The following is a 22,019-nucleotide window of genomic DNA, read 5'->3' as shown; positions in this document are numbered from 1 at the left end:
TATTATGCAAGTTTACATGATACCTGCTCTAAACGCACCAAATTGGTGCATCTAGAGTCGTTATAGAGAATATTGATTGGGCTAGTAAAGTATTCGAGTGCGAATTGTTTTTGGAATTTTCTTTAAAGCTTCAAATACTTTATCACTTGATGAGTAGTCGATGTCGGTAACAACATAGCCTACAGCTTCGTCGGTTTGTAAGTATTGTGCAGAGATGTTGACATTATTGCTAGAAAATACATCATTGATTCTGGCTAAAATGCCTGGTTCATTATGGTGAATATGACAAATGCGGTGTTTATTCATATGAGGTGGCAGTGCTGCTTCAGGAAAATTGACAGCAGAAATTGTTGAGCCGTTATTAGAGTACTTAATAAGCTTTTCACTAACTTCAATACCAATATTCGCTTGAGCTTCTTTGGTGCTTCCGCCTATATGAGGCGTTAAAATGACATTATCAAATCGACGTAATGGGGATATAAACTCTTCCTGATTGGATTTAGGCTCTTTGGGGTAAACATCGATAGCGGCACCTAATAGATGCTTACTTTCTAATGCTTGTTCAAGTGCTTCTATATCAATAACCGTACCTCTTGAAGCATTGAGTAATATAGAGTCTTTTTTGATATGTTGAAAAGCCTCAGCATTCATCATATTTTTTGTCAGAGGGGTTTCTGGAACATGAAAACTAATAACGTCAGAAGTTTCTAGTAACGAGTAATAGCTCTCTGCTGCGCGAGCATTTCCAAGGGCTAACTTATTTTCAATATCAAAATATTGAACTTTCATCCCTAGGTTTTCAGCTAAAATCCCTATTTGAGTTCCAATGTGGCCGTATCCCACAATACCAAGTATTTTTCCTCGAGTTTCAAAAGAGTTTTCTGCTGTTTTTAACCACTCGCCACGATGAGCAGCGGCATTTTTGGTAGGAATACCTCTTAGTAATAAAATCATCTCGCCTAGAACTAATTCTGCAACGCTCCGAGTATTGGCAAAAGGGGCATTAAATACAGGGATACCCAGTATTTTTGTTTTTTCTAAGTTAACCTGATTGGTTCCAATACAAAAGCAGCCGATCGCTTCTAATTTTGAGCAATGAGCAAGTAGTTCAGGAGTTATTTGAGTACGAGAGCGAATGCCCAGGTAACGAGCATCTTTCAAAGTTTCTATTAATTCTTGCTCAGGTAATGATTTATTAGCTGTGACTATGTTGGTGTAACCATCCTGACTAAAAACTTTTTCTGCGCTGGGATGAATTCCCTCTAACAATACGATTTTGATTTGGGCTTTATTGAAGGATTCTACTTGTGTTGTCACGACCATATTCTCTTTAGGGTAAGTTGTCATAGGATAAGAAAAATAAGATATAAATTCTACCTCCGTTTATAACCAATAATGATTTTATTTTGGCTAGACGCAATTATAGTCAAAATTGAGCTGTGCAAATTGCTTGAGTTATTGATAGAATCGCGCCAAATGACACAAAAGTGGTAACTATGAACAGGTTAGACATTTCGATAAAAATAAAGCAATTACTGATTGATACTCTCTCTCTTGATATTAGAGAAGAAGAGCTCAGTGATGATACTTTATTGCTAGGTAACTTACCTGAGTTTGATTCTATGGCAATTGTTTCTATTCTAACTGCACTAGAAGAAGATTTTGATTTTATTGTTGAAGACGATGACTTATCCGCAGATGCTTTTGAGTCGATAAATAGCTTAGTTGATTTTGTGCAAGAGCGTATCTGAAATAATCATTAGTTACTGTAGATAATTGTTTTCATTGTTTAATTTATGTGACAAAATCGATCATTCCTTGACAGTTAGTAAAGGTCACGGTACGATCTTTTTCCCTATTTAAATTAGGGGCAATTTTTGAGATGTTAATAATAATTATTACTTGTATTTTAAATTGTATTTTCTAGTAACTCACTGAAATAGATAGTTTTTATTATCTCAACACTTTCTTTTTTTGGGCTCATAGTTGATTTATGAGGCTGTTTTGTTGTGAAGTAAAAGGCTTATTAAGGATAATTGCATATGAATAGGATTGCTGGTTATGGCTACGGTCAAGATATTTAATCATCACTTTCGAACACCATTTATTTTTTTGCTAGTTTTCGAGTTCCTGGTACTTTTCGTATCGGTCTACATTGGCGCTTATTTAAGGTTTGAACAACTTGTTTGGCAGCCTCCTCAAGAAAATCTTATGAATTTTCCATTAAGAGCATTAATTTTTTCCTTAGCAATGCTTTTTGGAATGATTGCTATGGGGCAATACCAAATTCCAGGTCCATTAGGAAAGTACTATCTACCAGCAATTACTGTTAGAGTCTTTATTAGTTTTGCACTAGGTTTATTAGGCTTGGTCATTTTGTACTATTTGATGCCTGACATTTTATTAGGGCGCGGCATTTTTGCTTATAGCCTGAGTGTGAGTTTAGGTATTATTATACTAGTACGCCTTATTTTTCTTCATACCGTAGATGGACGCTCATTAAGGCGGAAAATATTAGTTTATGGTGCGGGTGAATTAGCTGAAAATTTAATTGATGATACAGATCCTGCTAGAGCATTAGTACCGAAAAATGCAAGTTACGTGATTCATGGGTTTGTGCCTGTTTCAGAAGATAATATCAGTGTTCCTGAGCAGTATTTAGTGAAACCGGGTGATGATCTAGCCGAATATTGTTCAGCCTATGAAATTGATGAAGTGGTGTTAGCAATTGCAGATCGACGTAAAAAAATGCCTGTTGACTCTCTATTAGATTGCAAACTTTCTAACATCAATGTTATTGATTTTGTTGGTTTTTGGGAAAGAGAAAAAAGCATGATCCGGCTTGATATGATGAATCCAAGTTGGATGATTTTTTGTGAGGGTTGTAAACAAGGAACAATAGGTTCCTTCTTCGGTCGTCTATTTGATATTCTTATCAGTTTTGTTTTACTGGTTGTAATGCTCCCTTTTTTAATTGTAACAGCCATTCTTATTTTTATAGAAAGTGGCTTTAAAGGCCCCATTTTTTATAGACAGACTCGGGTTGGATTAAACGGCAAAAACTTTGAACTTTTGAAGTTCAGAAGTATGGTTGTTAATGCTGAAAAAGATGGTAGTCCTCAGTGGGCGGCTAAAAATGATATGCGTATTACTCGAGTTGGTAGTTTTATTCGAAAGGTAAGAATTGATGAACTGCCGCAAATATTAAATATATTTAATGGAGACATGAGCTTGGTTGGCCCTAGGCCTGAAAGACCAGAGTTTGTCTCAGAACTTGAACAAAAGATCCCTTTTTATAGCACAAGGCATCGGGTAAAGCCTGGCTTGGCTGGTTGGGCGCAGCTAAAATACCCCTATGGTGCTAGCGAGCAAGATACATATAATAAGCTGCAATATGATTTATATTATGTTAAAAACCATTCACTAATTATGGATGTATTGGTTTTGTTACAAACAGTAGAAGTGATAGTATTAGGTAAAGGTGCACGTTAGGAGTATGAAAAATGCGTAAAATTATTCAAATGATGCTAATTTTAGCTTTAGTAGGCTGTAACACTGTACCGAAACGGCAAGATGATAGTACATTTCAGTTAAATGAAGATAAAAAGCTTTTGGTCAGTCAGTATTATATTGGCGTTGATGATCAGGTTCAGGTTAATGTTTGGAAAAATCCCGATTTATCGATTTCTGTACCCGTTCGTCCTGATGGGATTATTTCTGTACCTCTAATTGGTGAAGTTGTTGCTGGTGGACGTACTCCTGTGGAAGTGGCTGATGAAATTACTAAAAAACTGTCTCAGTATATTAGAGATCCTCAAGTTTCAGTCATTTTGGTCGAATTAAAAAGTCATGAGTTTTTATCTCGAGTAAGAGTGACTGGTGCGGTAAGAAACCCTATTTCGATTAATTATCGTCAAGGAATGCAAGTAATCGATCTTGTGCTACAGGCAGGCGGGTTAAATGAGTTCGCATCTGGTAACAGGAGTAAGTTATTTAGAAAAATAGATGGTAAGTTTGAGACACTTAATATTGATTTGTTTGATATTTTAAACGATGGTGATATGAAGACTAATCATAATATACAACCAGGTGATATTATTTCTGTGCCTGAAAGAGTTTTTTAATTAGAGATTAATATATGAAGATGTCGGCTGGCGATACTCTAAAGCGAGTAATTAGAGAAGTCTGGGATAGAAAAGTACTGGTGACGGTACTTTTTACTTTTATAGCGTTAGCATTTTTGGTGTTAGCTTGGTTTATGCCAAAGGTTTATACCTCTTCAAGTATCATACTTGTTGATAATCAAACTACTTTACAGCCTTTGATGGAAGGAACGGCAGAGGTTCAAAAAGTTGAAGATCGGTCTAAAATGGCTAGGCAAATTATTTTTAGCCGTCGTTCTATGGATAGAATTTTAGAATCATTTGATTGGTTTGATGGAGATACGCCTAGCTTAATAGAAAAAGATCTAATGGTTGAAAAAATCAAGAAGCGAACAAAGGTAGCAAAAGCGGGTAAGAACCTGATTGAAATTGGTTTTAAATATGGTGATCCTAAGAGAGCACAAGGGGTTGCTAAGTTGATGACATCGATTTTTGTCGATGATAGCTTACTGGAAAAGCAAAAAGAAAGTCGCGATGCTTATGAGTTTATTCATAAGCGAGTTGAGTCCTATCAGAAGAAACTACAGGATGCAGAAAAAGCAATCAAAGAATTTCGTTCAAGAAATATTGATTCGAGACCTGGCTCTCAGGCTGCTGTTAATGAGCGAATTACCCAGCTAACTCGTCAAGTTGAGAACTTAAATTTAGAAATTAGAGGGCAGGAATCAAAAATTGTTGAGTTGACCAAGCAGTTATCGGGTGATGCTGTATTGAGTACGGGCTTACAAAAAGAAAACACTTTAAGGGAGCGTGTTGCCAAACTTAAAATTAAGCTTGATGAGTTAAGATTGAATTATCTCGATACTTATCCTGATGTTGTTCAGGTAAAAAGCCAAATTAATACATTAAATAAAGAGATAGAAAAAGAAATAAAAAGGAGGGAGTCAAAAAGTACCTCTACTAAACGCTATAATTCAGATAGTCCAATTTTTCAGGATATTCAGCGCCAAATTACTAAAGCTAAAACTCAAATATCGACGTTAAAATCAGATAAAAGTGAAACTGAGAAACTATTAGTGATTGAGCAAGAAAGAATGGCTAGAATTAATGCGGTTGATGCTGAATTAGCTGAATTATCAAGGGACTATAAAGTTAATCAGGATATTTATCAAAAGCTATTGCGCCAAAGGGAGAATGCTAATATCTCGATGACTATAGATGCAGAAAACCAAGGTTTAACCATTAAAGTACAAGAAGAAGCGACTTTACCTGTTATACCTAGTGGTCTTCGCTATATTCATATTGTGGCTATTGGTTTAATTTTAAGTATTTTGATCCCTGCTGGAACTGCTTTAGGTTTATCAATTATTGATGGTAAAGTTCGAGATGAAAGTATTTTGACTGATAAATTATTATTGCCAGTATTAGCTTCTGTTTATTACATCAATACACCGGATGAAAAAAGAAGCAACTTGAAAAAAGGATTGCTCATGTTTTTAGTAGCTTTGACAGTACTGTCATGCTACGTATATGTAAGTTGGCTTCGCCTTCGAGGATGATATTGTGAGTACTATAGAGTCGGCCTATTTAAAAGCCAAGAAACAAAAAGGTGATAAAGATTTTTCCTCTGAGGATGAACTTTCGCCGGGACGGAGTTTTGCTTCTCCTGAATCTAGAGAGGCGCATGAGCTAGTTTCTTCGAGAAAAGAAATTTCTAAAATGAAGCAGGAGTCTGCTTATACATCTGAAGAGCTATCAAAAAGGCGTTTGATTTATGCAACTATGTCAGACACTATTTTGTTAAATAGCTATAGAAATTTGCGTACTAAATTGTTAGCTACATCAGAGAGCAATAACTTTTTAACTTTGGTGACTTCTGTTACTCCTAATGGCGGTAGTAGCTTAGTTGCGGCTAATCTGGCTTCTACTTTTGCCTTTGATGAGGGTAAAACTTCATTACTCATTGATGCTAATATTCATCATCCTGTTTTAAATAGCCTGTTAGAAGTTGATGTTGATAAAGGATTAATTGATTTTTTAGAAGCTGAAGATTGGGATGGTAGTGAAATTATTTATGATACTCGAATCCCTCGTCTAAGATTAATTCCAAGTGGTTTGGTTAGAGAAAATTCAGCCGAGTATTTTACTTCTAAAAAAATGAAGCAATTCATTGAGCAGTTAGTCTCAAGATATCCTGATCGTTACCCTATTATCGATGCTCCTAGTATTACCTTCTCGGCAGACACGCGAATACTAGTCGACTTGTGTGAGCGGGTTATATTAGTAGTCCCATATGGGCAATGCACTGAAGAAGAGGTAAAAAGTGCAGCTAAGGCAATTGGCCGGGAAAAACTTGCAGGGATTGTTCTTAATCAATTTTAATCTATGAAAAAGCTAATAATAATAACAAAACTTTTAGTGTTTGTAGCTGGCTTTTTGCTTTCTTCTTTAGCGAGCTCAGTTGATTTTGGTTATGGTTTTTTTTCAAGTATTAACCGGAGTGATAATTTAAACCAAGGTGTCGATAGTATTTCAGGAACTGCGTATGATATTGGTGTTCGTTTTGATTTAGGTAATGAAGCTAATTCAAATGTAATCTACCAGCTTGATGGCGTTATTGCCGCGGCTGACTACTCTAGTGATGATATACAGCGAGAATATTACCGAGCATTAAATGGTCTATTCCAATATAATTCGACTGAATCTAATTTTGGTTTTATTGCGTTAGAGGAACTAACTCAAGTGCCTTCGAACCGATTTTCTACTGAAGAAACTAATAATTTAAGAGATATTAATGTTTTTGCTGCAAGACCATCTTATTATTTAAGGTTAACAGGTGAAGATCGAATAAATTTTTATGCGACATATATTGATTTTTCGGCGGGTGAAGATTCAATTGATGCTGTTAACAGTTCTAGAAATGAGAAAAAGTTTTCAGTCGACTACTCTAGTCGTATCAGTCAGATTACCACTCTTGCAATTGTGGCAGAAAAATCAGAGACCGATTTTTCTACTGAGTTTGATCCACTGGAGCTAACAGGTGATGATTATTCTCAAAAGAATTATTTTTTACGTTGGGAAACGTTAGGAAAAACTAACAACGTAAGAGCTAACTTAGGTCGTTCAGAAATATTAACTGATTCAGGCGAAACTTTAAAAGCCGATTTAATTGAGCTTTTAATGACTAGAAAAGTCAATAGGACACAGTCATTGAGTGTTGGATTTCGTGAAGGTTTTGATAATTTGCTTAGCTTTAATTTGAGTGCAAATCAGATTGATGTCAATGGTCGCTCAGTTGATTTTACAACAGCGTTAAAATCAAAAGAAAAATCTTTGTCATATGAATATAGAGAAATGAGCTTTGCTTCAAGTGTGAAATACCTTCAGGCTGATTTAGAGTCTTTGCAGACACTTAATACAGAAAAGAGAACAGGAATTGATTTAAATGTTTCTTACTCACTATCAAGGTTAATGAATAACCCTTTAGAGTCTAACGTTCAGTTTAATTACTCACGTACAAAAAGTGATTTTACGACTGCAGATGTCGCTTCTTTAGAAAATAAAGTTGATACTTATGGCATTCGTTTTAATTATTCATTTACTCGAAAGCTTGATTTTTATGCCAGGATTGAGAAGAGAATATCTGATAGTCGAAGTTTAGGTGAAAATAGTGTTGAGGCTCGAGCAAACAGTTTTATAGTTGGAGTGACATATACACCTCTAAGAAGGCGAAGTTCAACAGAGTAAAAATTTTTATATATTTGTTTTATCACTTTTAAAGCAGGCTATATAGCCTGCTTTAATTTGTAGTATAGAATGTGTTTTTAGTGCTTTATAACCCTTAAGAAAGTTAAGTAATGTTGGAAATAGTTGAGCCATCAAAATTTAGTCTAGATAATCGTGCCAAAGTATGGGCTGATAATGCTTTTTATTGTCAATCTCAGTCTTGGATTGAGTCTGTTGGTTCGAGTCAGGAAGAGTGCTATGTTACAAAAGAGAATGACAATATTATTGCATATTCATATGTGAAATATAAAAAGTTTCCTTTGGGAATTGGTCGAGTTGCTGTTATTGAGCGAGGACCTGTTGCAAGAGATATCAATGCATTGGAATTACATTTAAAACAGATTACAGAGAAAAAGGATCTGATTCAAATAGAAGTTAGTCCTTTTAATCAACATTTAAATAACAGTGATGTAGAAAGTACATTAGCTGAAAATGGTTGGTTAAAGCGCTCTTTTCAGAGAGCTATTTATACGAATACAGTAACAGTTGATTTAGCTCCAACAGAAGAAGAACTAAGAAAAAATTTACGAAGGTCTTTAAAAACACAAATTAATAAGGCTAAAAAATTAGAATTAGATATATGTGTTAACACACAGGTTGAAAAAGCGATTGAGTTTCATAATGATTTTGCTAGGTCACAAGGAATTGCAGAAATAAGTGAAAAAGAAAAGCGTTTGTTACTAAGCAGTGTTTTACAAGATGATAAAACTAATCTGGTATTGACTGCCTGGAAAAATGATAAAATGATTGGCGCAATTATTCTTTTGGCGATGGGAAACACCATTCTTTATCAGTGGGGAGTAAGTCATAGAGGTGAAGAGTATAGGAAATTACCCATCACTCATTTACTCCATTGGGAAGCAATTTGTTTGGCTAAAAAACGGGGCTATTCATTTTATGATTTTGGTGGTTATTGGTTAGAAAAAGGGGATTCAAACCCAATTAATCGATTTAAAACTGGCTTCAGCAAGGATATTGATAGTTTAGTTGGAGAGCATTTCTTTCGAGTCAGTCGAGCACGTAGTTGGCTTTACGAGGCTATTATTGAGAGGCGTAAATAAAATGAATACACCTGTTTTTATGTATCATGCGCTTTATCATGAAGAAAGCTTATTGGCTGGGGCCGATAAAGTTTATGCGATCAGTTATAAAACTTTTGATGGGCATATTCGTTTTTGTGAATTGGAAAAACGCAAAATATGTTCTTTAGCTGACCTGTATGCAAAGTCCTTTATTCAAACCTCTCCCGTTTGTGTTTTTACATTTGATGATGGACATATTTCTAATTATGAAGCCATGTTAAAGTTGATTGAAAAAGGATACTCAGCAGATTTATTTGTCAATAGTGCTTTTATTAATACAGAGAATTATATGACCGATTCTCAATTAAAAGAAGTTTCTGATGCAGGCATATCCGTTCAATCACATGGTCATGAACACCCTTATTTTAGCGACTTATCTGACGACGAAGTCTATTATCAGTTAAATGAATCAAAAAAAGTAATTGAAGGCATTACTGGTAAAACTGTTAATATATTTGCTCCTCCTGGTGGTAGAATTAACCCTAATGTTATTCAGATTGCTAAAAAACTGGGGTATATATGTATTGCTAACTCAAAGCCAGGGGTTATCAAAAACAATCCAGATCAATTTAATATTCCCCGTTTGCCTATCCAACAGCATACAAGTGAACAAACAATTAAAGATTGGTTAAAACCAAAAGCTGAGGGTGTGTTGGGGCTACAGTGCAAGTACAATATTACAAAAATTGCAAAAACGGTATTAGGAAATAAACGCTATGAAGCATTAAGAAGTAAGGTTTTGAATTAAACATGGAAATCATTTTCGTTCTTAGCTTATTTTTAATTGGATATACCTATGTGGGTTATCCTCTTTTATTATTAATTGCTAAAAAAGTAATACCTCGTTCCGTTGATAAACAAGTCTTTCAACCAGAAATTACAATTTTGATTTCTGCTTTTAATGAAGAAAAGCGTATTCAAAAGAAGATTGAAAACTCTTTGGCTTCAAACTATCCCAAAGACAAGCTGAATATTTTGGTAGTATCTGATGGTTCAAACGATCAAACCAATAATATTGTTGAACAGTTTGGGAGTAATGTAAAGTTGCTGGCTTTTTCTGAGCAACGAGGAAAAGCTGCTTGCCTTAACGACGCTTTTAAAACAATAACAACAGATATTGTTGTTATGACTGACAGTCGCCAAGATTTTGATAAAAATGCAGTGATTGAGCTAGTTAGTAATTTTTATGATGAAAAAGTTGGTGCTGTTAGCGGTGAGTTGTTGTTTTATAGTGAAAATGAAAATACTTTTTCACAAGGTGTTGATGCCTATTGGAAGTATGAAAAGTTTATTCGTTCAAGTGAAAGCCAGGTTGGTTCTGTTGTTGGTGTGACTGGTGCTATATATGCACTAAGAAAATCTCTGTTTCAGCCTATTCCTAATAATACGGTGCTTGATGATGTTTTAATTCCCATGCAAGTTTCTTTGCAAGGAGGGCGTGTGTTATTTGAACCTAAAGCGGTAGCATATGATATACCTTCAAGTGATAAAGCTAGAGAGAAAAAAAGAAAAACAAGAACCATTGCTGGAAATTATCAATTGATTCAATTAAAACCTGAATTGATGAATCCGTTTAAAAATAAATTATTTTTTCAGCTGGTATCACATAAACTATTGCGCTTAATTATGCCAATCTGCATGTTTTTAATGTTTGTCAGTAATTTCTTTATTGCTAAATATTCGTGGATATATATGGTTTTTCTGTTGGGACAACTTGTATTTTATTCACTCGTTTTTTTATCTTCGTACTTTTCGCAATTAAATCGTTTTAAATTAGTAAAAATTGCAAGTGCTTTTGTCTCTTTAAACTTATATGCCGTTTATGGGTTAAAAGAGTTTATGTTTAACAAAAATATACACATCTGGAAGTGATGTTATGAAAATTGCTTATATTGTTTCGCTCTTTCCTTGTTGGTCTGAGACATTTATTGTTCGTGAGATAAATAGCCTAAAAAAAGCTGGGCATGAGGTTGATATTGTTTCTCTTAAACATCCGAGCGAATCTTTGGTTCAATCCGATGCTGAAGCTTTAATGGGCGATGTTCTTTATCCTGAAAAAGGAGTCTCTTTATTTATTAATATATTTAAAGAGTTATTGTTTCATCCATTTAAAAGCCTGCATATGTTTTGGCTTATATTGACGCGTTTCATCACTAAACCTGAAGCACTAGCTAAAACTTTTGCGACTCTGTTTGTTACTCTAGGTGTTTTAAAAAAAGTGAGACAACTTAATTTAGAACATGTACATGCACACTGGGCGACCTATCCATCAACATCTGCATTCATTATTCATAAATACTTAGGTATCCCTTATAGTTTTACTTTTCATGCACACGATATCTTTTTAGAAGATCATATGCTTGCTGTAAAGTTTGACTCTTGTGCTTTTGGGGTGACGATTTCAGACTTCAATATTAACTTTATATATAAATTATTAAATAAAGACTATAGCCATAAAATTAAAATTGTTCATTGTGGTGTTGATTTAACTGCCCAGAAATATAATGTAGAAAACCGTTCCGAAAATACTATTTTTACGATTGGACGTCTGGATGAAATTAAAGGATTTAAGTATTTAATTGAGGCTTGTAGTTTGCTTAAGCAAAAGTCAATTGATTTTAAATGTGTAATGGTTGGTGATGGTCCGCTAAAAAAGGAATTGCTTGAACAAAGAAGCAGCCTAGGGTTAACTGATAATATTGAGTTTTTAGGCGCTATGCCACAAGAAAAAATTAGAGAGTTTCTAAATAATGTAACGCTTTTTGTTTTACCTTCGGTTAAAACAAAAGAAGGCAACATGGACGGAGTTCCTGTTGCTTTAATGGAAGCTATGGCATCAGGTACGCCTGTCATTTCTACCTATATTTCGGGAATACCAGAGTTAATAACAAATGAAGAAAATGGCTTATTAGTCAATCCTAATAATGCTGAAGAATTAGCTACCGCTATTGCCCGTTTATTGGAAAACTCTGATTTGCGCTTGCAATATGCAAAACAAGCTAATGCGACTATTCAAGAGTCATTTTGTGCAGAAAAAGAGGGTGCAAAACTTGGTCAGTATTTTCAAGATTATCATGCGGATAACCTTAAATGAAAAAGAAGGTTTTGATAGTAACTGATGAAATGGAGGTAGGAGGAAGCCAAAGGCAGATTGTTCGCTTGATAAAAAATATTGATTTATCTCAGTTTTCAATCGAATTGGCTTACTTTTCTAACCCATCCTTTCTTTTGGATGAAATTAAACCTTATTGTCATAAAATATGGTTTTTAAATAAAACCAAGACATTTGATTTAAATTTTTTCAGCCAGTTGTTTAAATTGTGTCGTCGAAAAGACATTGATATTATTCATTGTTTTGCTTTTAGTGCAGAAATCTGGGTCACAATAGCTAAAATTTTAGGTTTCAGTCGTAAGAAGCTAATTACCTCGATAAGAGGCCGTTATGAGTGGTATGGCAAAGTACAGTGGTTTTTAAAATCAGTTGCGAGCTTTTTTTCCACTCGTATTATTTCTAATTCGCAGTCTGGCGCTGACTATGCATTAGAAAATATGTTTGCTGTTAATAAAAATAAAATTAGTATTGTATATAATGGGATTGAGGCGAAACCTGAGACAGAAGTTAGTCAATATGAACTAAATACAGAATGGTGCAATCAAAATATTATTCTATTTGTCGGACGGCTAGTAGAAGATAAAAATATACCTTGCTTGTTAAGAGCTGTTAGTGAAATAAAAGGTATTTCTTACCAGCTAAAAATTGTCGGTGATGGTCCCTTAAGAGGTTCTTTAGAGCAATTGAGCAGTTCACTTAATATTAATGTTGAGTTTCTTGGAGAGCGCTTTGATGTTGATAATTTAATGATGTCATCAAAGGTTGTTGTTTTACCGTCATTTCGTGAAGGTGTCTCTAATACGATTATTGAAGCAATGTTAAATAAAACAACCGTTGTTGCATCATGTGTTGGTGGTACGCCTGAAATAATTACACATGGAACTGATGGTTTATTATTTAAGTCTGATAAGGCTTTGGAGCTAGCAGGTTATTTACAACAAGTACTAAGTGATGATGAATTAAGAAAAAGATTAGCGCTTAATGCTTATAAGACGGTAACGAAAAGATTTGCAATTGAAAGAATGGTTGAAGAAGTTGAGAGTATATATACTCTAGAACTAGAGACAAAAGGATAATTAGAGATTATGAGTTTAGGTGACTTTATAGTTGTATTTGATAAAAAAAATGCAATAGATACAAATGAATATCAGTTTAAAGCATTAAGATGGCCTGAAGTAGCACATACTCAGCCTGCTGTAACTGTTGAAATAATTAATGATAATGTACTAGCTGCGATGACCAGTGATGTAGTTTTGAAGCAACAAGAAGGTAAGTCTTTAATTTGTCTAAGCCAATCACCGGAAAGTTTTTCAACCTCTGGTTGCCAGCTTGATAGTTTATTTCAAGGTTTAGATGCACAAAGTGAAACGGTTAGCAAACTTTCTAATTTTCCTGGAAAGTTTGTTGCTGTTTTTTGGGATGAAAATAATCAACAACTTTCGATAGCAACTGATCCTGTCCGTACTTATCCTTTATATCTTTTCGAAAATAACTCAAAGGTTATTGTATCAACAGATTTAAGGTTGATTAAAGGGGTTGAGAAAGGCTTAGAGGTTGATCCTAAAGCGATTTATCATCATTTGAACTTTTCTTACATTCCAACGCCTTATACTATTTATAAGGAAGTATCAAAAGTGCCACCTGGTACTCGAATTGATTTAACCTCTGCTAATAGTAAAGCCTTAAGATACTGGAAACCTGATTATCCAGAAGATTTAGAAGGAACAGAAGATAAATTAGCTGACTCTTTGGAAGAACAAATAGTGGCGGCTGTGCTAAATACCCGACCAGAAAGTCAGGAATGGGGAGCTTTCTTAAGCGGCGGAACCGATAGCTCTTCTATTAGTGGTGTACTTGCAAAAAATGCAAAACCTGAAGAAAAAGTCAAAACTTTTTCAATTGGCTTTGATGAAAAAGGATATGATGAACTTGAATTTTCGGATATTGCTTCTAAAGCATTTGGCACGTTATCTCATAAGATGAGTGTTGGTGCTGAAGATACTTTAGCTGCAATTCCTGAGTTAGTGAAAGCATTTGATGAGCCTTTTGGTAATTCGTCGGCAATCCCTACTTATTATTGTTCTAAGCTAGCTAAAGACAATGGTTTAAATACATTGTTAGGTGGTGATGGTGGTGATGAAATTTATGGCGGGAATGAGCGTTATGCAAAAGATAAAATCTTTCATAAATATTACAGCTTACCTGGCATTGTAAAATTGTTTGGTACTGGAATTGCTAAATTACTAGGACCTATTGATATTCGATTTTTTAACCGAGTTAAAAACTTTGTTAATCGGGCATCTTTACCTAACCCTGATCGGTTTTATTTGGATGACTCTTTTGCTTCTGAGTTTTATGATGAACTGTTGAGTGACTCTTTTAAATCAAAAGTAGCAAAAGATGATTCTCTTGAAGTAATACGAAATGTATACCAAGACGCCAGCGCGAAAAGCGAATTGCATAAATTAATGTATGTTGATATGCAAATGGCTATATCCGATAACGATTTAAGTAAGGTTAATCGTAGTGCGAAACAGGCTGGTATTTCTGTTCTTTATCCTTATTTAAATCCTACATTAGTGCAACATACAGGGCGTATATCTGCTGACTTAAAAGTTAAAGATTTAAATAAACGTTATTTATTTAAAAAGGCAGTAAGAAATATTTTGCCAAAAGAGATCTTAACAAAGAAAAAGCAAGGCTTTGGCTTGCCCATTAGCGTTTGGTTTAGAACCAACCCTAAATTTATTGCATTAATTGATGACGTACTGTTATCAGAAAAAGCACTTGCTAGAGGTTATTTTAACTCAGATTTTATCAAAAATATGGTTTCTCGACATCAAAAAGGAGCTTGGGATTATGGCGCGGAAATATGGATTTTATTGATGTTAGAACTATGGCATAGAGAATATGTTGATGTCTAAAAATACTGAAAGTCCCTTTTCTGGGATAAGCAATATTGTCCATGTATTGGAAAGTGGCTTTCCCGCTGTTGGTGGTGCTGAGGGGCAGGCGGCTACTTTATCCCACTATTTATGTTCTAAAGGCATCGTTTGCACTGTTTTAGTCCCAATGGTTGATATGGATTTTTCACTAGACAAAGAATATGATGAATTAGGTGATATAAAAATCCGACGTATTAAATATCCTAAAATACCTCTTTTAGGGAGCGTTTTTTTATTGACTAAATTAGTCATTTATCTTTTAGTAAATAGAAAAAAGTATGATGCACTGCATATCCATATTGCTAATAACATGGCGGCTATTGCATGTTTAATTGCTAGTTGGCTAGGAAAAACAACCGTTGTTAAATTTACTGGCTGGCAAGAAATTGAAAATGGTGTGCTTAACCCATCTCGGCAAGATTTGAGAATTCGCTTTTTAAGATGGTGCCTAAATAAAGCTAATTTCTATCATGCGATTAGTAATACAATCGTTGAAAAAATCGGCGAAAATGGTTTTGATCAAAAAAAGACTGTGTTATTACCTAATGCGGTTGATACTGCTCGCTTTAAAAATGATAGTGGTCGAGTTCACGAGTTAAGACAATCACTCAACTTGGAAAATAAACTCGTTGGTATCTATGTTGGTCGATTGGAAAAAGTAAAAGCTGTTGATAGTTTAATCGATGCATGGGAAAAGTATTTTTCCAACAGAGAAGATGTTGCCTTGTTGCTTGTTGGAAATGGCGAGCTAGAAAAAGAGCTTAGACAGCAAGTTATATCTTTAGGGTTGCAAGATAATGTTCAGTTTATCGGCTTTAAAAAAGATGTTGAAAACTATCTCTCATTAGCTGACTTTGGAGTGTTACCATCTGAATATGAAGGTTTATCTAACACATTACTTGAGTATTTTTCTGCGTCTTTACCGGTTATTGGTTCTCGAGTAAGCGGTACAAAAGATATTGTTTCGCACGGAAAAACGGGCTGGTTATTTGAGCCAAGAGATATTGATGCTTTAATTGAAAATTTAAAAGCTGTTGATTTATCAGGGAAAGAAAAACTTCAAGCAATGGGGCAAGATGCCTTGACGTGGATTACAGAATATTCTGGCTTAGAGTCTGTTTGTTCGCGCTTAGTCAAACTGTATAAAAATGAACAAGGAGATAACGCTTAATGTGTGGAATTGCTGGTGCTGTTACTTATAAGGGAGAAGGTTTTCCATCCCCTGATGTAGCCGATAAAATGTGCCAAGTCATTGAACATCGCGGGCCTGATCATCAAGGTATGTATTATTCAGAGCCTGCATTTTTGGGTATGCGTCGTTTGAGCATTATCGATCTTTCTACAGGTGAGCAGCCAATTCATAATGAAGATGGTAGTATTCAACTGGTTTTTAATGGTGAAATTTATAATTATAAGTCACTTCGAGAAGAGCTTAAATCAAAAGGTTATCAATTCTATACAAATGGCGATACTGAATGCATTCTTCGTTGTTATCAGGAATATGGCGAAGATTGTTTTAAATATTTAAGAGGAATGTTTGGGGTCGCTATATGGGATAGTAAAAAGCAGAAGCTGGTATTAGGGCGAGATCCACTAGGTAAAAAGCCTCTCTTTTATACTTATTCTAGTGGTACTTTGTATTTTGGTTCAGAATTGAAGTCTTTATTAGTTAATCAAAATATTAATAAAGAAGTCGACCACCGTTCTACTTTTGACTATCTTCTGTATGGCTATGTGCCAACACCGCGTTCAATTTTTACGACTATTGATAAATTGCCTCCAGGTCATAGTCTGACTTTTCAAAATGGAAAAGTAGAATTACAGCAATACTGGAAACTTGACTACTCTAAAAAATTAAATTTATCTGATGAAGAACTTAAAGAGAAAGTTTTTCAAACACTCGATGAATCTGTTGCCTTAAGACTGGGAAGCGATGTGCCTTTTGGTGCGTTTTTGAGTGGCGGTTTAGATTCTAGTGTTGTTGTTGCTTTAATGGCTAAACATATGGATAGGCCAGTTAAGACTTTTTCTATTGGTTTTAAAGAAAATCAGTTCAATGAGCTTGGTGATGCACGAATGATCGCCGAGCATGTCCAATCTGAGCACCATGAGTTTATTGTTGAAGCCAATGCGGTAGATATGCTTGATAAATTAGTGTGGCATTTTGATGAACCTTTTGCTGACTCTTCTGCCATTCCAACCTATCTTGTTTCTGAAATGGCTGCAAAACATGTAAAAATGGTATTGTCAGGTGATGGGGGGGATGAAGCTTTTGGCGGTTATGATCGTTACTTTAAATACCTGTCACTCCACAATATGAATCGCTACTCTTTAGGTTTAGCTTCGCCTGCAGCTAAATTAGCCGGTGGGGTTTTAGGCGATAAAGGTAAACGTTTAAAATGGGTATCAAAGCGTTTAGCGCAAAAGTATCCTGAAAATTATTTATCTGGTGTTGCTTTATCGACTCCTGAATTTGCTAATACAATGCTTAATCAAAAATTAACTAATGGCGTTGATTATGGAAGAGTGGCACAGTTATTTTCTGATTATCAATATCCTGAGGTACTCGATAGAATTAAAGCTGGTGATATTGGTAGTTATTTATTAGATGATGTATTGGTTAAGGTTGATAGGACATCTATGGCATGTTCTTTAGAAGTTCGTTCTCCACTGCTTGATGTAAGGCTTATTGAGTTAGCGGCACAGTTACCCATGTCAATGAATATTAAACAAAATAAAGGTAAGCAAGTTTTAAGGCAAATAGCTGAAGACTTATTGCCAATGGAAAGTTTGAATAAGAAAAAACAAGGGTTTGCGATCCCTTTAGCGGATTGGTTTAGAACATCTTTAAAGGATATGATGCTAGATCTCTGTCAAAGTTCAAGTTTTATAAATCGAGGAATATTTGATGCAAAAGTGATTGAAAATATTACTCAAATGCATATAAAAGGTGAGCATGACTATAGCGAAAACTTGTGGCAAGTTTTGTGTTATGAATTATGGGCTAGAAAATTTTTGGATTAGTTGAATTTTAATTTATAGGAATAGTATTATGATTAAGAATTTTTTAAAAGAAGTCGTTAGTCGTACTCTTGATTATAGTGGTGTTCTCGATAAAAAAATTAATACTTCATTAAACCAAAATAATAACTGGCTAGTATTAATGTATCATCGCATTATTACTGATAATAAAGCAGAAGATCCTTATCAATTAGGCATGTGTGTAAACGGTAAGAATTTTAATCAACAAATTAAATATTTAAAGAAAAAATTTGAAATTTTAACTGTTTCAGAAGTTGTTCATTGCCTAAAAAATAAAAAACCTTTACCCAAAAATGTTGTTAGTATAACTTTTGATGATGGGTATAAAGATAATTTAACGAATGCGGCTCCAATATTAAAAAATCATGGTATTCACGCTTCACTTTATGTTGCTACAGATATATTTAAAGAACGTGTTTTTTGGTGGGATAGAACGATTCAAATTTTTTCCGAAGCTCGTTCTAGTGAGTTTAGTATAGAGTTAAAAGATGGACCTCAGAATTTTAAAGCTAACAGGTCTGGCTTAGAGAGTTTGTTATTAAAGTTATGGTTGGAAACAGAGGACTCTAAAGAAAGAATTATTCAGAAACTACTTGATGAAAACCCCATTACAACCGATCTAACTCATCTGTATTTAAACAAAAGTGAATTAAAACAAATAACAGAGCAGCATTTTGAAATTGGAGCACATACATGCTCTCATCCTAACTTGGAGTTACTTAAGGATGATGAAATTATGCTTGAATTATCTGAGTCTAAAGCGTATTTAGAAAAGATCTTAGAAGAAAATGTTGATGGTTTTGCGTATCCCGGTGGCTATATTCGAGATGATTCAGTTAATTTGCTTGAACGCGCAGGGTTCAAGTATGCGTTAACTACAGTTTCTGGTATTAATCGGTTTGAGCAAAATGAGTTTTTAATAAAACGAATGGGCATGCCCAATTCGTCAATAAGTGACTTTAAAAGATGTTTAAGTAATATTTTAGTCACTACTAGTTAGTGGACATAGCGTTTTTATAAATTAGTCAATAACGAGTAATTGGTCTACTAGGTGTTTTTATTTTGAAAGTTGAAAAATCGAGAGTTAGAAGCGTGTGAGTTTTTTTGTAAAAGTATTAGCCATTATTATTATATATATTCCTAATCAACTTCATTTTCCTCAGAGTTTAGGTTTGCCTGGGTTAAACGTATTAAACGTTTTGGTTATATTCGCTATTATTCTTTATAAAAAACAAAATTACCCTACATCAGAGCCTGATAATTTAAAGGGGTTATTTTATTTTTATTTTATTATGCTGGTTTCTGCTTTTATTATTTCTCAGTTGCATATGAAACTAGATCTTATGGCTGATTTTACTAATTTAAAAACCTTAATTTTTTATCCTTGTATATATTTTGTTTATTTTTATGCTGTGCGAACATATGATGACGCATCTAAGCTTTATTTAGTTGTTTTATTTGTTGCGTTTGTGGCTGGCTTGGAAGCAATTCGAGAAGCAATAGATTACGGTATTGGTAATTATCATGAAAGTAAGCGTGCATCTGGTCCATTTGGCGAAAACTTTTATTCTGCTAATCGGGCTGGTGTATTTTATGCGATGTTTTTACCTTTTTTCTTATCTATTATCTTTTTCTGGAAAGGTAATAAGTGGGTAAAGTATGTCGGGATAGCTGGTTCTGTTGTATTAGTTGCAGCAATATTTTTTACTTATTCTAGACAGTCTTATTTTATTGCTATGCTGGCAATCGCTTATATGATTTTTAAACGCCGAGGTTGGGTTTCTGTGCTAACGATTATCGCTTTATCTCTAGGGCCCTTATGGGTTCCAGAGTCAGCAATGCAGAGGATAGAGGGAACCGAACAAGTATCTGATACTGGTGAAGAGAAATATGATGAAAGTACAGAAAGTCGAATGATCATTTGGGCTGGGGCAATGGATATGGTGGCTGAATATCCTCTCGGTGTTGGGCTCAATCGTTTTAAATTAGAAATTGGCAATTTTTCTATTTACCCTGGTAAAGATGCGCACAACTTTTATGTTCTTAATTTTGCAGAGGGAAATTTCATAGGTCTGTTGGCGTTATTATTGTTGATTTTTGGATTGTGGCGATTGGGGAGGCGGGTTATCAATCTCGATGATAGCCCAACGACTAAAATGGTCGGGCATGGGTATACTTGCTCGGTGATCTGTATGAGCTTAGGAAATGTATATGGAAGTCCGTTTGCCAGTGGGGAAGTGATGGGAACATTTTGGGTTATGACTGCGTTAACAGCACGATATTATTGGTTACAAACTAAACGACTTGCTCAAGATGAGCAATCGGATGTGCTTGGAGAAGAAGAAGCCATTATAGAAAAAAAACACCCGGTGTTTGGCTGATGTCTCATCTACCTGTTTTATTAGTTAGTTTTCTGGGAAAAATAATTGGTGTTGGTAAAAGCCTTTTTTTAGCTGCTGTTTTTGGGACTGCGGTTGCTTTAGATGCTTTTAATATTGCTTATATTCTGCCATTTGCTCTGCCTGAAGTTTTGAAGGGTATCGTATCGAATGCATTTATTCCTCGGTTTATGCGTTCTGTAGAAGGTAAACTTGATACTGCAGACTGGTCTGGGATTAATTCTTTATTTACTGGAATGCTACTATTCCTCTGCTTTTTCTCATTCGTTCTTTACTTATTGTCAAATCTTATTGTTTCATTTTTCGCGTTTGGAGCAGAGAAGGAAACTCAAATATTAGCAGCCGACCTGTTAAGAATCATGGCACTCATTATGCCTATACTTGGGGTGAATGCAATCTTAACAACCTTAGCGAGTTGTTTTGAACGGTTCTTAGTTGCTTCGACAGAAAGCTTGATTACTAACAGCATTATTATTATCGGTATTCTTTCTTTTCATACTGCTTATGGTATCTATGCTTTAGCCTATAGCTTGATGTTGGGGTTTATTATTTATTCTAGTGTATTAATATATTCTAATTTCTCTTTAATTAAAAGCTACTTACGATTTACATTTAACTTTTCTCACCCTGATTTTGTTGGTTCTGCAAAACAGATGCTTCCATTGAGTGTCGGCTATTTAGGAGCAATAGCAATGACAATTGTTGATACTCAATTTGTTTCTTTACTGAGTAGTGGTGCTATCTCTGCTTTGAATTATGCATTAATGATTGCATCACTCCCCTTAGAAACATTTACTCAGTCAGTTATAGTGACTCATTACCCAAGAATCAGCCGATATATGACTGAGAAGAACCAAGAACAGTTAGAGGCGATACAAGTATCAGGCTTAAAGGCAATATTATTCTTTGTTGTTCCTTCAAGTGCAGTTTTATTTTTTTATAGTGAACAAATAGTTTCCATTTTACTACAACGAGGTAGCTTCGATAAAACTTCAGTTGAGCTAACGTCAGGCGCTTTAACTTTTTTCTCTTTTGTTATTCTAGCGCGTTCAATTTGTTATTTTAATTATCGCTTTTTGCATGCTGCCAATTTATCTTGGCATCAGGTAGTTATTGGTTTACTAGGCGTAGTGACTAATGTTATTTTTAACTTTCTATTATATAAACCTATGGGGTTGGCTGGTATCGCATTAGCGACGGCTATTGCTATGACGCAAAACTTAATTGTTTCTAGTTTTATATTAGATAGAAAGCTAAAGTTAAATTTCTTGAAGAATATATTAGTACAGATTGCCTTATTTATACCGGCTACTGTCCTAATGTTAGTGACTATTCACTTCACTTTTCAATATTGTCTAGATTTTTATATCAGCTTTTCTTTTTCTAAACTGGTATCACAGCATTTTGCTTTGCTAACTGCATTTGTTTTGGGGAGTGGATTGTTTTTGGTCGTAACCGCTTATCAAGGTATTCCCGAAGCTGTCACAATTGCTGGCAAGCTAAAGCAATATATTCGTAAATTAAACTTCTGGAAAGCTCTGAGGTAAAGG

General features: G+C 34.7%; 18 protein-coding genes. 17 read left to right on the top strand and 1 reads right to left on the bottom strand.

The annotated features are described in order from the left end of the window. Positions 1 to 81 precede the first annotated feature (81 nt). Entirely contained in the window at positions 82 to 1,317 is a 1,236-nt protein-coding gene (gene serA / locus ACT5E3_RS22545; protein WP_444995815.1) for a phosphoglycerate dehydrogenase, read from the bottom strand. Between the two features lie 179 nt (positions 1,318 to 1,496). On the opposite strand from serA, the gene ACT5E3_RS22540 reads away from it, so the two are divergent. The 17 genes from ACT5E3_RS22540 (at position 1,497) to murJ (ending at position 22,016) form a co-directional block, all read left to right on the top strand. Further along, entirely contained in the window at positions 1,497 to 1,751 is a 255-nt protein-coding gene (locus tag ACT5E3_RS22540; protein WP_444995814.1) for an acyl carrier protein, read from the top strand. Positions 1,752 to 2,061: 310 nt separating this feature from the next. Continuing rightward, positions 2,062 to 3,492, top strand: coding sequence for a TIGR03013 family XrtA/PEP-CTERM system glycosyltransferase (locus ACT5E3_RS22535; protein WP_444995813.1), 1,431 nt, complete (start codon positions 2,062 to 2,064; stop codon positions 3,490 to 3,492). 11 nt (positions 3,493 to 3,503) lie between these two features. Further along, positions 3,504 to 4,124, top strand: coding sequence for an XrtA/PEP-CTERM system exopolysaccharide export protein (locus ACT5E3_RS22530; RefSeq protein WP_444995812.1), 621 nt, complete (start codon positions 3,504 to 3,506; stop codon positions 4,122 to 4,124). A gap of 14 nt (positions 4,125 to 4,138) precedes the next feature. Then, complete coding sequence (locus tag ACT5E3_RS22525) at positions 4,139 to 5,662, top strand: XrtA system polysaccharide chain length determinant (RefSeq protein ID WP_444995811.1); 1,524 nt, start codon at positions 4,139 to 4,141, stop codon at positions 5,660 to 5,662. A gap of 4 nt (positions 5,663 to 5,666) precedes the next feature. Beyond that, positions 5,667 to 6,485, top strand: coding sequence for a polysaccharide biosynthesis protein (locus ACT5E3_RS22520; protein ID WP_444995810.1), 819 nt, complete (start codon positions 5,667 to 5,669; stop codon positions 6,483 to 6,485). A 54-nt stretch (positions 6,486 to 6,539) separates the two neighbouring features. Then, on the top strand, positions 6,540 to 7,850 hold the full coding sequence (locus ACT5E3_RS22515) for a hypothetical protein (protein WP_444995809.1): 1,311 nt from the start codon (positions 6,540 to 6,542) through the stop codon (positions 7,848 to 7,850). Between the two features lie 110 nt (positions 7,851 to 7,960). Continuing rightward, complete coding sequence (locus ACT5E3_RS22510; protein WP_444995808.1) at positions 7,961 to 8,950, top strand: lipid II:glycine glycyltransferase FemX; 990 nt, start codon at positions 7,961 to 7,963, stop codon at positions 8,948 to 8,950. 1 nt (position 8,951) lies between these two features. Then, positions 8,952 to 9,719 (top strand): polysaccharide deacetylase family protein, encoded by a 768-nt coding sequence (locus ACT5E3_RS22505; protein WP_444995807.1) that lies wholly within the window; start codon positions 8,952 to 8,954, stop codon positions 9,717 to 9,719. Positions 9,720 to 9,721: 2 nt separating this feature from the next. After that, positions 9,722 to 10,843, top strand: coding sequence for a glycosyltransferase family 2 protein (locus tag ACT5E3_RS22500; protein ID WP_444995806.1), 1,122 nt, complete (start codon positions 9,722 to 9,724; stop codon positions 10,841 to 10,843). A gap of 4 nt (positions 10,844 to 10,847) precedes the next feature. Then, complete coding sequence (locus ACT5E3_RS22495) at positions 10,848 to 12,065, top strand: glycosyltransferase family 4 protein (protein WP_444995805.1); 1,218 nt, start codon at positions 10,848 to 10,850, stop codon at positions 12,063 to 12,065. Continuing rightward, on the top strand, positions 12,062 to 13,159 hold the full coding sequence (locus ACT5E3_RS22490; protein WP_444995804.1) for a glycosyltransferase family 4 protein: 1,098 nt from the start codon (positions 12,062 to 12,064) through the stop codon (positions 13,157 to 13,159). The genes ACT5E3_RS22495 and ACT5E3_RS22490 overlap by 4 nt, the downstream gene beginning before the upstream one ends. Positions 13,160 to 13,168: 9 nt before the next feature. Next, entirely contained in the window at positions 13,169 to 15,007 is a 1,839-nt protein-coding gene (locus ACT5E3_RS22485) for an asparagine synthetase B family protein (protein ID WP_444995803.1), read from the top strand. After that, positions 15,000 to 16,199 (top strand): glycosyltransferase family 4 protein, encoded by a 1,200-nt coding sequence (locus tag ACT5E3_RS22480; RefSeq protein WP_444995802.1) that lies wholly within the window; start codon positions 15,000 to 15,002, stop codon positions 16,197 to 16,199. Before ACT5E3_RS22485 ends, ACT5E3_RS22480 begins: the two co-directional genes overlap by 8 nt. Next, complete coding sequence (gene asnB / locus ACT5E3_RS22475; RefSeq protein ID WP_444995801.1) at positions 16,199 to 18,052, top strand: asparagine synthase (glutamine-hydrolyzing); 1,854 nt, start codon at positions 16,199 to 16,201, stop codon at positions 18,050 to 18,052. The genes ACT5E3_RS22480 and asnB overlap by 1 nt, the downstream gene beginning before the upstream one ends. A 28-nt stretch (positions 18,053 to 18,080) precedes the next feature. Further along, positions 18,081 to 19,070 (top strand): polysaccharide deacetylase family protein, encoded by a 990-nt coding sequence (locus tag ACT5E3_RS22470; RefSeq protein WP_444995800.1) that lies wholly within the window; start codon positions 18,081 to 18,083, stop codon positions 19,068 to 19,070. Positions 19,071 to 19,164: 94 nt separating this feature from the next. Then, the gene (locus tag ACT5E3_RS22465; protein ID WP_444995799.1) at positions 19,165 to 20,451 is read left to right on the top strand and encodes an O-antigen ligase family protein; all 1,287 of its coding nucleotides are present in this window, start codon (positions 19,165 to 19,167) and stop codon (positions 20,449 to 20,451) included. Beyond that, positions 20,451 to 22,016, top strand: coding sequence for a murein biosynthesis integral membrane protein MurJ (gene murJ / locus ACT5E3_RS22460; RefSeq protein ID WP_444995798.1), 1,566 nt, complete (start codon positions 20,451 to 20,453; stop codon positions 22,014 to 22,016). The genes ACT5E3_RS22465 and murJ overlap by 1 nt, the downstream gene beginning before the upstream one ends. Positions 22,017 to 22,019: the final 3 nt, after the last annotated feature.

This window comes from Aliikangiella litoralis, from assembly GCF_052495765.1.
The sequence above is the reverse complement of the archived record's forward strand: the minus strand, read 5'-3'. Positions and strand labels throughout refer to the sequence as shown.